At 37.8% G+C, this 13,666-nt stretch carries 12 protein-coding genes and 1 pseudogene; 11 read left to right on the forward strand and 2 right to left on the reverse strand.

Annotation, left to right across the window (positions count from 1 at the left end; translation table 11 throughout):
- Positions 1–21: 21 nt before the first annotated feature.
- A pseudogene (locus P9E47_RS15915) lies at positions 22–1,246 on the reverse strand (Rqc2 family fibronectin-binding protein); the annotation flags it as partial.
- A gap of 88 nt (positions 1,247–1,334) precedes the next feature.
- Between P9E47_RS15915 and P9E47_RS15920 the strand changes: the two are divergent.
- Both P9E47_RS15920 and P9E47_RS15925 read left to right on the forward strand, forming a co-directional pair.
- Entirely contained in the window at positions 1,335–1,763 is a 429-nt protein-coding gene (locus tag P9E47_RS15920; RefSeq protein WP_003332606.1) for a response regulator transcription factor, read from the forward strand.
- Positions 1,764–2,098: 335 nt separating this feature from the next.
- Positions 2,099–2,506, forward strand: coding sequence for a hypothetical protein (locus P9E47_RS15925; protein WP_003332607.1), 408 nt, complete (start codon positions 2,099–2,101; stop codon positions 2,504–2,506).
- A gap of 187 nt (positions 2,507–2,693) precedes the next feature.
- On the opposite strand, the gene P9E47_RS15930 is transcribed toward P9E47_RS15925, so the two are convergent.
- A complete protein-coding gene (locus P9E47_RS15930; RefSeq protein ID WP_326164006.1) occupies positions 2,694–4,406 on the reverse strand; it encodes an Rqc2 family fibronectin-binding protein in 1,713 nt (570 codons plus the stop codon).
- Positions 4,407–4,561: 155 nt separating this feature from the next.
- Between P9E47_RS15930 and P9E47_RS15935 the strand changes: the two genes are divergently transcribed.
- Genes P9E47_RS15935 through rlmN form a run of 9 tightly spaced genes read left to right on the forward strand, consistent with a single transcriptional unit; the run spans position 4,562 to position 13,663 of the window.
- Positions 4,562–5,443 (forward strand): YicC/YloC family endoribonuclease, encoded by an 882-nt coding sequence (locus P9E47_RS15935; protein WP_326164008.1) that lies wholly within the window; start codon positions 4,562–4,564, stop codon positions 5,441–5,443.
- Positions 5,444–5,499: 56 nt separating this feature from the next.
- The gene (gene remA, locus P9E47_RS15940) at positions 5,500–5,763 is read left to right on the forward strand and encodes an extracellular matrix/biofilm regulator RemA (RefSeq protein WP_003332610.1); all 264 of its coding nucleotides are present in this window, start codon (positions 5,500–5,502) and stop codon (positions 5,761–5,763) included.
- 8 nt (positions 5,764–5,771) lie between these two features.
- Entirely contained in the window at positions 5,772–6,386 is a 615-nt protein-coding gene (gene gmk, locus P9E47_RS15945) for a guanylate kinase (RefSeq protein ID WP_003332612.1), read from the forward strand.
- A 4-nt stretch (positions 6,387–6,390) separates the two neighbouring features.
- Positions 6,391–6,603, forward strand: coding sequence for a DNA-directed RNA polymerase subunit omega (rpoZ, locus tag P9E47_RS15950; RefSeq protein WP_003332613.1), 213 nt, complete (start codon positions 6,391–6,393; stop codon positions 6,601–6,603).
- 38 nt (positions 6,604–6,641) lie between these two features.
- Positions 6,642–7,835 carry a bifunctional phosphopantothenoylcysteine decarboxylase/phosphopantothenate--cysteine ligase CoaBC gene (gene coaBC, locus P9E47_RS15955; RefSeq protein WP_326164010.1) on the forward strand — a complete coding sequence of 398 codons (1,194 nt, stop codon included), beginning with the start codon at positions 6,642–6,644 and terminating at the stop codon, positions 7,833–7,835.
- Between the two features lie 12 nt (positions 7,836–7,847).
- Positions 7,848–10,223 carry a primosomal protein N' gene (priA, locus tag P9E47_RS15960; RefSeq protein WP_326164011.1) on the forward strand — a complete coding sequence of 792 codons (2,376 nt, stop codon included), beginning with the start codon at positions 7,848–7,850 and terminating at the stop codon, positions 10,221–10,223.
- 58 nt (positions 10,224–10,281) lie between these two features.
- On the forward strand, positions 10,282–11,232 hold the full coding sequence (fmt, locus tag P9E47_RS15965) for a methionyl-tRNA formyltransferase (protein ID WP_003332616.1): 951 nt from the start codon (positions 10,282–10,284) through the stop codon (positions 11,230–11,232).
- Complete coding sequence (gene rsmB / locus P9E47_RS15970) at positions 11,225–12,565, forward strand: 16S rRNA (cytosine(967)-C(5))-methyltransferase RsmB (RefSeq protein WP_003332617.1); 1,341 nt, start codon at positions 11,225–11,227, stop codon at positions 12,563–12,565. Before fmt ends, rsmB begins: the two co-directional genes overlap by 8 nt.
- A 6-nt stretch (positions 12,566–12,571) precedes the next feature.
- Positions 12,572–13,663: a 23S rRNA (adenine(2503)-C(2))-methyltransferase RlmN gene (gene rlmN / locus P9E47_RS15975; protein WP_003332618.1), complete on the forward strand. Its 1,092-nt coding sequence runs from the start codon at positions 12,572–12,574 to the stop codon at positions 13,661–13,663.
- Positions 13,664–13,666 lie beyond the last annotated feature (3 nt).

Here is a 13,666-nt window from a genome sequence, read left to right on the forward strand (position 1 = left end):
CTTTGGAAGGGTGGTTATGATTTATTTCTTCCTCAGCCTCAAAATCAATTCCTCATCCGGTGTCACATACAAGGTTGTCTGATTTTCATAAATGACAAAACCGGGCTTTGAGCCGTTTGGCTTTTTGACATGCCGTATTTTTGTGTAATCAACCGGAACAGAACTTGAATTTTTCGCTTTGCTGAAAAAAGCAGCGATGCTTGCTGCTTCCTGCAATGTTCGCTCGGATGGGTCTTCATTCCGAATAACCACATGTGACCCCGGAATATCTTTTGTTTGAAGCCAAATGTCATCTCTTCTCGCAAGCTTATTCGTTAAATATTCATTCTGCTTATTATTTTTACCGACGATGATTTCATCGCCATCAGAGGAGATATAGTAGTCCAATGTTGGTTTTTTGGCTTCCCCTTTTTGGCATTTTTCGAGCTTTTATATAGCCTTCTTCAGCCAGTTTCTCACGCATTTCTTCAATATCTTTAGGTGAAGCTGATTCAATTTGTTGTAGTAATGCTTCAAAGTTTTGTATTTCAATTTTAGTTAAGTTGATCTGCTCTTTGACAACGTCAACTGAATTTTTATTTCAAAAACAAGCTTTGTGCATTTTCAGATGGTGTCTTTAAGGGGTCAAGCTGAATTGTCACCGTTGCCCCATTTTCATCATAATAGTTTACGACTTCGATTTCTTTCATACTTTTTTGGCAGCATACATATTAGCAGTTAATAGCTCTCCATACAGCTGGTAGCGATCCGCTTTTTCGGCATCTGAAAGCGATTGTTCAAGCTTTTTAATTTTCTATTTGTTTTTATTTACTTCGTTTTTTATAAATCGATCAAGATTATTTGCTTGCTGCTTGACACGGTCACGCTCTGCTTATCCGAAATAATAGCGGTCTAGAAGTTTGTTCACTGTTTTAAAATACTTAGCTTCACCTTTTAAATGGGTGAGGTCACATATATAAAAGTATTCTTTATTTTCGGCATAAATCATCTGCGGGTGATGCTTTTATTTTTGATCGGGTCAATAATCGAAAAAAACGCTTGAGGAATCGTAGCACCACGGTTCACAAGCCCAGCTCGATTAATAACTTCATTTGAAAACAACGGAGAGATGCCGGACAGTGGTTCTACTAGTTGGTTCCCAATCTTCCTTCCCTTGATTAAAGCCTAATTTCTTTAATAATGTTTCCTCGGTAATTGTTAACAGATCCGCTTTGTTTTGCTCAGGTGGTGCTATATATTCATGTCCAGGTGGGTTTTGTCACAGCGACAACCCGAATGGAATTGATTTAACTAAACGAGTTATTGCAAAAGATGCGGAAGCGAATGTGTAAATCATGACAGGATTTGATATTGAGTCCCATTTCAATATTTTAATGGAGGCCGGCGCCAGTGGTTTTTTAAGTAAAACAGCAACAAAAGATCAATTGCTAACTACAATAAAATGTGCATTAAGAGATGAAGCGATTCTTCCAATGTCTTTTTTACGACAACTTCGCAGAGCTGAGACTAAAGTAGTAGTAAATGACGGGGATACAATATCTAGTATTTCTTTAAACGAAAAAGAGCAAGAAGTGTTATATGAAGCCGCACTCGGAAAATCAAACAAGGAAATCGCTCAGAAGCTATCAATGAGTCAGAGAATGGTGGGATATCATCTGACTAAAATATTTACACTTTTAAATGTCAACTCAAGAGGGGAGGCAGTTGCAAAGGCAAGAGAATTAAGATTGGTGCCAAGTGAAGTATTAACGATCAACGGTTAATTTCTTCTAGAGTAGAAGTAAAGGTATCTATTTTTGATGAGTTGATGATTGATTTAAGTAAAGTTTTTTCATTTGAATGATTATAATGTAAGATATAACTGCCTGTTCAACGGATTAATCCGTTATAACAGGCTTTTTTCTTTCTGAAATACACCGAAACAATGTAACGAAAAAGAATTGCGGAAACCCGAAAAACTTTCTCGTTGTTATTTTTATATCTATTTTTTAGGAGATATATTGCTGTTGGAAAGTACAAATGAAAATGACAGAATGTAATTGCTATGATAAAATAAACGAATAAAATAATAATAATAATAGCGAAAGGAGAGATTTTAATGGAAAAGCAAATACTAGAACTACTTCAGCAAATGGATAAAAAACTAACCGTTCAAGGTCAGACTTTAGAAAAACATACTCAAATATTAACGGAACATAGTCGGATTTTAGGAGAACATAGTCAAATATTAGGAGAGCATAGTCGAATATTAGGAGAACATGGTCAAATATTAGAAAAACATAGTCTGGTACTAGCCGATCATGGTCAAATATTGAATGCGTTAAGACATGGTCAAGAATCACTTAAGGCAGAGATAAGTGAATTAAGATTGCAAAATGCCAAAGAGTTTGGTGAGGTAAAAGAACAAATAAAGAATCTTGAAATCAGTAATGAACTTCTAAAGGAAGATACTTGGAATAATAAAAAAGATATTCGTAAAGTTCAAAAAACAATGGGGATGGTTTGAAAATACTAAACTATCGTAAGTGAATTTTTGATTAACATAGCCTCTTTTTCTGCAAAATAGTCAACAAGACAATAGAAGGACTCCACTCTACTAATCATCAAGATTATATTTCCTTAAAAAACAAATGATAACTAATTAGTTAAGAGCCTGTTGCAACGGATGAAAATGTAACAACAGGCTTCTTTATTTATTTCTTCCTCAACTTCAATATCAATTCCTCATCCGGTGTCACATACAGGGTTGTCTGATTTTCATAAATGACAAAACCGGGTTTAGAACCGTTTGGCTTTTTAACATGCCGTATTTTTGTGTAATCAACCGGAACTGAGCTTGAATTTTTTGCTTTGCTGAAAAAAGCAGCGATGCTTGCCGCTTCCTGCAATGTTTGTTCCGATGGGTCTTCATTCCGAATAACTACATGTGACCCAGGAATATCCTTCGTATGAAGCCAAATGTCATCTCTTCTGGCAAGCTTGTTCGTTAAATACTCATTTTGTTTATTATTTTTACCAACAATAATTTCATCACCGTCGGAGGAAGTATAGTAGTCTAATGTTGGCTTTTGGTTTTTAGACTTCGCCTTTTTAGCATTTTTACGTGCTTTTAGATAGCCTTCTTCAGCCAATTCCTCACGCATTTCTTCGATATCTTTAGGTGATGCGGATTCAATTTGTTGCAGTAACGCTTCAAAATATTCAATTTCAATGATAGTAAGGTTGATTTGCTCTTTAACAACGTCAACTGAATTTTTCAGCTTTTGGTATTTCAAAAACAAACTTTGGGCATTTTCTGATGGTGTCTTTAATGGGTCAAGCTGAATTGTCACTGTTGACCCATTTTCATCGTAATAGTTTACGACTTCAATTTCTTTCATGCCTTTTTTGGCTGCGTACATATTAGCAGTTAGCAATTCACCATAAAGCTGGTAGCGATCCGCTTTTTCGGCATCTGAAAGCGATTGTTCAAGCTTTTTAATTTTCTTTTTATTTTTATTTAATTCATTTTTTATAAATCGATCGAGATCATTTGCTTGCTGCTTGACGCGGTCACGTTCCGCTTTTCCGAAATAATAGCGATCAAGAAGCTCATTTACCGTTTCAAAATATTTAGCCTCACCTTTTAAGTGGGTTAGGTCGCAAATATAAAAATACTCTTTATTACCGGCATAAATCATTTGGGGCTGATAGCTTTTATTTTTGATTGGATCGATCATCGAAAAGAACGCTTGCGGAATCGTAGACCGATTCACAAGGCCTGCCCGCTGTATAACCTCATTTGCAAACAGGGGCGAGATACCAGATAGCTGTTCAACTAATTGGTTCCCAATCTTCCCTTGATTAAAATCCAGTTTTTTTAATAATGTTTCTTCATGAATTGTTAATGGATCTACTTTGTTTTGCTCAGGCGGCGCAATATATTCATGGCCAGGTAAAACCGTACGATGGCGATTTACAGCCGGGGAGACATGCTTAATGCTATCCATGATAATATTTTTTTCTTGGTCTACTAATAGAATATTGCTATGTCGTCCCATGACCTCGACAATCAAGATTTTGATTGATTCATCGCCAATTTCATTTTTTGTTCGTACATAAAATTTAATGATCCGTTCAAGACCATCTTGTTCTATTTTTTCAATAAAACTACCTTCTAAATGTTTGCGGAGCAGCATACAAAACATAGGTGGCTCTTTTGGGTTGTCATACGTTTCCTTCGTAATATGTAGTCTTGCATAGCTTGGATTGGCTGAAATGAGTAATTGTTGGTTTTTACCATTTGCTCGTATCGTAAAGATTAAATCATATTTATAGGGCTGATAAATTCTTGAGATACGCCCATGTTCGAGGGCGTCTTTTAATTCTTCGGTTATTGCCTTTGTTACAATGCCATCAAATGTCATTTGTTTCACCTCTTTAATGTACAAATAGTATAGCATGTTTTTTATTTATTTTTTACAAAGCTTCCTTTATAATTTAGTTTCGAACTAATTTTGATGATTATTTACTTGTTGTACCATCGTAATTTATATAGAATAAGATAGTGGATGTGATAAATATGATCGTCAGTATGACAGGATTCGGACGGAGCAAAAAAGAACTCGACAGTTTTAAGGTGATTGTTGAAATGAAGTCGGTCAATCACCGTTTTTGTGAAATTTCAGTGCGGATGCCAAGACAATTTTTATTATTTGAAGAAAAAATAAAAAAAACAGTCAACCAATACATACAAAGAGGCCGTGTCGATGTTTTCGTTACGGTTGAAGGTGAAGGATACATCAGCCGTTTCTTACAAGTCGATTGGGATTTAATTTCACAATATGAAAAAGCGTTTGTAAAAACTAAAGATATGTATAAGCTTGAAGGAGCATTATCGATAGATTCGCTTCTACACCTTCCAGAGGTTTTTACGATAAATGAAAATGAAGATGGCGTTGAAGAGTTGGAAGACGTTATATTGGAAGTTACAAAAGCGGCTGTAATTGAACTTCATAATATGAGAAAAATTGAAGGTATGGCATTAAAAAATGACATAGCAGAACGTCTATATATTATTAATGAAATTGTTCAAAATTTAAAACCGTATTCAGTCCAAGTTGTCGAAAAGTATAGAGAACGACTTGAAAAGAAAATGAAAGATTTTCTCGATGGTAAGTATGAGGCGGATGAGGGGCGAATCTTAACAGAAGTTGCCATCTTTGCTGATAAGGCCGATATTAACGAAGAACTTACTAGACTAGACAGTCATATCAGCCAATTTTTCAAGATCATCGATACTGAAGGCAGCGTTGGTAGAAAGCTTGATTTTCTTGTACAGGAAATGAATCGAGAAATGAATACGATTGGCTCAAAGGCAAACGATGTTGTAATCAGCCAAAAAGTAGTAGAAATGAAAAGTGAGCTCGAAAAAATAAAAGAACAAGTTCAAAATATTGAATAGATTATATTTTTTTGCTTGCTCGGTAAAAATAGTGTAACGTACAATGGGGGAACTTTATGAGTATCAAGCTAATAAATATAGGGTTTGGAAATATCGTCTCAGCCAATCGAATCATTTCTATTGTTAGTCCGGAATCAGCACCAATTAAACGAATTATTCAAGAAGCACGAGATAAAGGAATCTTAATTGATGCTACATACGGGAGACGTACAAGAGCCGTGATCATTACAGATAGTGATCATGTTATCCTTTCAGCGATACAGCCGGAAACGGTAGCACAACGCTTAAGCAATAAAGAAGACATAAGTGATGAAGGGTAGGATTTTAAATGATTGAAGAAAAAGGGATTTTATTCGTTCTTTCCGGACCTTCTGGTGTCGGAAAAGGAACTGTCCGTAAGGCATTATTTGAAAATAATATTAATCTTCAATATTCAATTTCTGCAACTACTCGCAATCCACGTTCCGGTGAAATAGATGGTGTTGATTATTTTTTCAAAAATAGAGAAGAATTTGAAATGATGATTAAAGAAAACAAATTGTTGGAATGGGCAGAGTTTGTTGGCAATTATTATGGAACACCAGTTGATTATGTGAAGGAAACAATTGATAGTGGAAGAGATGTTTTTTTAGAAATTGAAGTTCAAGGTGCGATGCAGGTGCGCAAGGCTTTTCCAGAAGCTGTGCTAATCTTTTTAATCCCGCCAAGCCTGGAAGAGTTGAAAAACCGAATTATCGGTCGGGGAACAGAGACAGAAGAGATTGTTAAAGGGCGCTTAGATACAGCAAAAGTGGAAATAGAAATGATGAGTGCTTATGACTATGTTGTCGTCAACGACCAAGTTGATAAAGCTTGTGAACGAATCGAAGCGATTGTTCAAGCTGAACATTATCGTCGTGATCGAGTAGAAATATCTTATAAAAAATTATTGGAGGTTGAATAAATCAATGTTATACCCATCAGTCGATGCATTAAAAAGAAATATCGATTCCAAATATACTTTAGTGGCGGTTGCTTCCAAGCGTGCACGTGAAATGCAGGAAAACAATGATTGCATGTTAAATAAAACAGTTGCTAAAAAGCCGGTCGGTAAAGCTCTTGAAGAAATAGCCCAAGGTTTATTGAACTTGCAGTATGATGATGACAAAGACAACCTATAATTGTAGGTTGTTATTTTTTTAACAAAGGGTGATCATTTATGAACGGGAAAAAGATATTATTATGTGTTTCTGGAGGAATCGCTGCTTATAAAGCTGCCGCTTTAACCAGTAAGTTAACCCAGGCTGGCGCTATCGTCAAAGTAATTATGACTGAATCCGCTACTAAATTTGTACAGCCCCTAACGTTTCAGGCGTTATCACGGAATGATGTTTTTTTTGACACGTTTGACGAGAAAGATTCCGGGAAAATTGCCCATATTGATCTAGCAGATTGGGCCGACATGGTGATCGTTGCACCAGCAACCGCCAATGTGATTGGAAAGCTGGCGAACGGAATTGCTGATGATATGGTTACAACGACATTACTTGCTACGACTGCACCGGTTTGGATTGCTCCTGCGATGAACGTACATATGTATGACCATCCAGCCGTAAAACAAAATATTAATAAGCTATATAGCTATGGCTATAAGTTCATCGAACCTACGGAGGGACAGTTAGCTTGCGGATATGTTGGCAAAGGCCGATTGGAGGAACCTGAAAGGATCGTTGATTTAGTAAACAACCACTTTAGTGAAAACTTTAGTAGTTTAAAAGGAAAGAAAATCCTTGTCACAGCAGGACCAACGAAAGAAGTTATTGACCCAGTTCGCTTTTTAACAAATCGTTCTTCTGGCAAAATGGGCTATTGCGTCGCTGAAGCCGCAAGTAGTTTTGGGGCAGATGTAACGTTAGTTTCAGGACCAACATCACTCACACCGCCGGCCCATGTGAATTTTGTACAAATTGAATCTGCGCAGGAAATGTATGAACAGGTTATGAACTATTATCAAGATACTGATATTGTCATTAAAGCAGCGGCTGTCGCTGATTATCGCCCAGCAACAAAGTATGAACAGAAGATGAAGAAAAAAGATGGCGATTTAATCATTCAATTAGAGCGGACGATTGACATATTGAAAACATTAGGTGAACGGAAGGAAAAGCAAATATTAGTAGGATTTGCGGCAGAAACGGAAAATGTACAGGCCTATGCAGAAAAGAAATTAAAATCAAAGAATCTTGATATGATTGTTGCTAATAACGTGACGCAAGAAGGAGCAGGCTTTGGTGTTGATACCAATATTCTAACCATTTATACGAAGCAAGGTGAAAAGCTTGAGCTCCCTTTACTTTCAAAACAAGAAGCCGCAAAGGAAATTTTAAAGAAAGCCGCAACATTTCTAAAATAAAGGAAGTTTATTATGAAAATCGCCAAGGTTATCGTTGATGTACCAGCTAACCAAACAGATCGATACTTTGATTATTTAGTACCTGAAGAATGGATGGAAGAAGACTTTCTACAGCCTGGTATGAGAGTCGTTGTTCCGTTCGGCCCGCGGAAAATTCAGGGATTTATCATGGGGATTTCCGAACATACAGATGTTAAGAAACTGAAATGTTTAGACTCTGTTCTTGATATCACACCTGTCTTAACGCCAGAATTATTGGAGTTAGGTATATGGCTGCGTGAAACAACATTATGCTTTTTAATAATAGCTTACCAGGCTATGCTTCCAGCTGCAATGAAGGTTAAGTATGAGAAAGAGTTCCACATCAGAAATAGTAAAGAAATCATTCTGTGGAAGGACATTGAAAACGATAAAAAACTCCTTCCGTCCATCCAAAAAGAAATAAAAAACGGGAATATCGAAGTGATATATCGTGTGAAAGACCGGGCAAAGAAAAAAAGAGTGAAAACAATACAACCTGCCATTTCAAAGGAAGAACTTATAGAGGTTTATAATTCATTAGCAACTACCGCTATAAAGCAAAAAGAGGTTATAAAGCACTTTATAGAACAGCCACAAAAGATAGAATTGCAAGTTCTCCTTGAGGATCTTAGTACTACGTCATCACCGATTACAACATTAGTTAAAAAGGGGATTTTACTTGAACACTATGATGAAGTTTATAGAGATCCGTACGAACATCGTTCCTTCAAAAGAACCGAGCCTTTACCGTTAACGGAGGAACAGCGCAATGCGATTACACCGATCTTAGACACTATTGAAAACAAGCAGCATGCTGTCTTTCTAATGTATGGGGTAACAGGGAGCGGGAAAACAGAGATCTACTTGCAAGCGATCGATAAAGTTTTAAAGCAAGGAAAAGAAGCGATTATGCTTGTACCGGAAATATCGTTAACACCAATGATGGTTGATAGATTTAAAGGTAGATTCGGTGATGAAGTGGCTGTCATGCATAGCGGTCTGTCTACCGGCGAAAAGTACGATGAGTGGAGAAAGGTTCAACGAAAAGAGGTGCGTGTTGTTGTTGGAGCACGTTCCGCTATTTTTGCGCCCTTCGAAAATCTTGGAATTATTATTATCGATGAGGAACATGAAACGAGTTACAAGCAGGAGGAGAATCCACGCTACCATGCGAGGGACGTGGCGATCAAACGAGGTGCAAATCATAATTGCCCGGTAATCCTAGGTAGTGCCACACCTTCCTTGGAATCCTTTGCCCGAGCACAGAAAAATGTGTACCAATTACTGACATTAAAAGGGCGGATTAATGCTCGTTCTTTGCCATCAGTTGAAATTGTTGATATGAGAGAGGAGCTTCGCCGTGGCAACCGTTCGATGTTTTCTGAAGTCTTATTAGAAAAAGTGAAGGATCGCCTCGAAAAAGGAGAACAATCTGTTTTATTTTTAAATCGAAGAGGTTTTTCAACGTTTGTTATGTGTCGCAATTGCGGTTATGTATTAAATTGCCCACATTGTGATATTTCCCTTACGTACCATAAACGAGACTATAAATTGAAATGTCACTATTGTTCCTATGAGGAAGCTCTCCCCTCTACATGTCCGGAATGTAATAGTGAACATATTCGGTTTTTTGGAACAGGAACGCAAAAGGTCGAGGAAGAATTGGCCAAAATTTTGCCCGAAGCAAGAGTCATTCGGATGGATGTTGATACGACAAGCAGAAAAGGGGCGCACGAAAAATTATTACATGCATTTGGACAAAAACAGGCCGACATTTTGCTTGGTACGCAAATGATTGCCAAAGGTCTGGATTTTCCGGATGTAACTTTTGTCGGGGTATTAACAGCTGACACAATGCTGCATATCCCAGATTTCCGCTCAAGTGAAAAAACGTTTCAATTGCTTACTCAGGTAAGCGGGCGCGCCGGTCGTCACCATTTACCCGGTGAGGTTGTCATTCAAACCTACAGTCCGGAGCATTTTAGTATCGAGCTAGCGGCGGTTCCTGATTATGAGACCTATTATTGTCGCGAGATGCTTTTGCGAAAGAATTTTCATTACCCACCATTTTACTATTTGGCGTTAATTACTATATCGCACCCGGAATTGCCCAAGGTAGTCGATATAACAGAGAAAATTTCAAAATTTATTAAGGCGAAGCTTTCAAATAAAGCGATTGTCCTTGGTCCGGTAGCGTCGCCAATACCAAGGATTAAGGATAGATATCGATATCAATGCATGATAAAATACAAAGATGAACCAAACCTTGGGAAAAGCTTGCAGACTCTTCTGCACCATTATCAGCAGGAAATGAGTCGAAGTGAATTACAAATATCAATCGATATGAATCCTTATATGATGATGTAATGTATGTCTGTATAATGTAAAGCTAATAATGTGGATAGTTAAGGAAAGGTGTAGATATATGACACGTGTAGTTTTTATGGGAACTCCAGATTTTTCAGTTCCAATATTAAGGCAAATTATTGAAGATGGCTATGAAGTGGTCGGGGTCGTAACGCAGCCGGATCGGCCCAAAGGGCGAAAGAAGGAAATTACGCCTCCCCCTGTAAAGGTTGAAGCTTTAAAGCATTCAATTCCTGTCATCCAACCGAACAAAATTCGTGATCCGGAGGAATTGAAAGAAGTTTTGGCTCTAAACCCTGATTTAGTAGTGACAGCAGCATTCGGACAGATCCTTCCAAAAGAGCTGTTAGATGCTCCAAAATTCGGCTGTATCAATGTCCATGCTTCTTTGCTTCCTGAATTAAGAGGTGGTGCTCCTATTCATTATGCCATCCTCCAAGGAAAAAAGAAAACAGGCATCACCATTATGTATATGGTGGAAAAACTGGATGCCGGTGATATTTTAACCCAAGTTGAGGTTGAGATTGGTGAACGGGATCATGTGGGCTCAATGCATGATAAACTTAGTGAAGTCGGTGCGAAACTCTTATCAGAAACGATACCGTTATTGTTAGACGGAAAATTAACTCCTATTAAACAGAATGATAATGAGGCGAGTTTTGCCGCGAACATTAAACGTGAACAAGAGAAAATTGATTGGAGCCGTACCGGGGAAGAAATATATAATCAAATTCGCGGCCTCCATCCTTGGCCTGTGGCATACACACATTTAAAAGGACAAGTCGTGAAAGTTTGGTGGGGGGAAAAAGTAGCTGGTACCTCCAAAAATCCAGGAGAAATTATCCGACTTGAGGAGGACGGGATCGTAGTTAGCACTGGAAATAACACAGCTATTAAAATTACTGAATTACAACCTTCCGGTAAAAAAAGAATGTCAGCCTTTGACTATTTAAGAGGCGCCGGTGAGACGATTTCAACAGGTGAGATATTAGGAGATTTAAATGAGTAATAATGTTCGAGAAGTGGCTTTAGATACATTACTTCATATTGAAAAAAACCAGGCCTATAGTAACTTATTATTAAATCAAATGATAAAAAAAGAAAAACTCAGTTCTAAGGATGTTGGACTTTTAACAGAGATCGTTTATGGTACGGTCCAAAGAAAATTAGCATTGGACTATTATTTGCAGCCTTTTTTGAAAAAACAAAAGAAACTAGAATTATGGGTTATGATTCTATTAAGATTATCCCTGTACCAAATGGTATACTTAGATCGAATTCCTGAGCGTGCTGTAATCCATGAAGCAGTTGAAATTGCGAAAAAGAGGGGACATCGTGGCATCTCGGGGATGGTAAATGGGGTGTTACGCTCTATCCAACGGGAAGGCTTGCCAGATTTTAACGTAATTAAAGACGATTTAGAACGATTGTCAATCGAGATGAGCCTTCCTTTATGGTTGTTGCAAAAATGGGCTGAGCAATATGGGCTCGACGTAACAAAGGAAATTTGTAAAAGTACATTAGAGCCCCCAATGGTAAGTGCGCGGGTTAATTGCAATAAGGCGGCTGTTCCTGAGGTCCTCTCTTTATTGGAAGAAGAAAATGTGGTAGCTGAAAAAGGAAATTTATCGATAGATGCAATTTTGATTTCAAATGGAAATCTTGCAACCACTAAGATGTTCCAAGAAGGTTATGTGACGATCCAGGATGAAAGTTCGATGCTCGTTGCGAGAGCCCTTGGACCCCAAAAAGGTGACAAGGTGTTGGACAGTTGTGCAGCGCCAGGCGGTAAGACAACTCATATTGCGGAATTACTTGGCAATGATGGAAAAGTAATATCTGTTGATTTACATCCCCATAAAGTAAAATTAATAGAGGAGCAAGTAAAGCGCCTAAAGCTTACAAATGTTGAAACATTAGTTAGCGATAGCCGCCATTTACAGGAACATTTTAACAGTGAAGAATTTGACCGCATTTTAGTTGATGCTCCTTGCTCGGGATTTGGAGTTATTCGGCGGAAGCCTGATATTAAATACAGTAAAAAACTTGACGATATAGGACAATTGGCAGCAATCCAGCTTAGTATTTTAAATAGTGTTGCACCATTATTAAAAAATGGTGGTACGCTTGTGTATAGCACATGCACAATTGATCAAGAGGAAAATGCAGCTGTTGCTGAAAGGTTTCTTGCAGAAAACAAGGAATTTATTGTTGACGAGACCCTAATTGATCGAATGCCGGAACAATTGAAACCATATGTTCAAAATGGACAAGTCCAAATTCTTCCCCATTATTTTGGAACAGACGGATTTTTTATTGCTAGTTTTAGGAAGCAGGTGTAAGCAACTATGGTAGAAAACACAACAAAAGAAAAAGATATAAGAGATAATGAGAAAAAGCCTTCAATTTATTCGTTGCAATTGAGTGAATTGGAAAGTTGGTTAAAGGAACAAGGGGAGCCTAAATTTAGAGCTGCTCAAATTTTTGATTGGCTATATCAGAAACGTGTCGGACATTTTGAGGAAATGACGAATTTAGCAAAAGGATTGCGCGAAAAGTTAGCGAATTATTTTACTATAACAACATTAAAAACACTTGTTCAACATACATCACAGGATGGCACTCTTAAGTTTTTATTCGAGCTACATGACGGCTATTCGATCGAAACAGTGTTAATGAGGCATGAATATGGAAATTCAGTATGTGTCACCACACAGGTAGGCTGTCGAATGGGCTGTACATTTTGTGCCTCCACATTAGGTGGATTAAAACGCGATCTTGAGCCTGGAGAAATAGTTGCACAAGTATTAAAGGTACAAAAGGCATTGGATGAAACTGATGAAAGAGTGAGCTCGATTGTTGTAATGGGAATTGGTGAACCCTTTGATAATTACAATTCACTCCTATCATTTTTAAGAATTGTCAATGATGATAAAGGGTTGAATATTGGTGCTCGTCATATTACTGTCTCAACAAGCGGGATAATCCCAAGAATATATGACTTTGCTGATGAAGGGTTGCAAATTAATTTTGCGATTTCGTTGCACGCCCCAAACACAGAGCTGCGCACCCGCTTAATGCCAGTCAATAAAGCCTATGATCTTCAGGACTTAATGAAGGCAGTGAAATATTATACAGAAAAAACTGGTCGACGTATCACCTTTGAATACGGCCTGTTTGGCGGTGTCAATGACCAGCAAGAACATGCCGAGGAATTAGCGCGGTTAATTAAAGGTCTGAAGTGTCATGTGAATTTAATACCTGTGAATTATGTACCCGAACGGGATTATGTCAGAACCCCTAGAAACCAAATCTTTGAATTTGAAAAAACATTAAAGAAAAATGGCATTAATGTTACGATTCGTAGGGAACAAGGACACGATATCGAAGCCGCTTGCGGTCAGTTGCGAGCGAAGGAGCGAAAAGAAGAGGCGAGGTGAAAC

It is taken from the genome of Schinkia azotoformans (genome assembly GCF_035811335.1).
Lineage (GTDB): Bacteria > Bacillota > Bacilli > Bacillales > Bacillaceae_J > Schinkia > Schinkia azotoformans.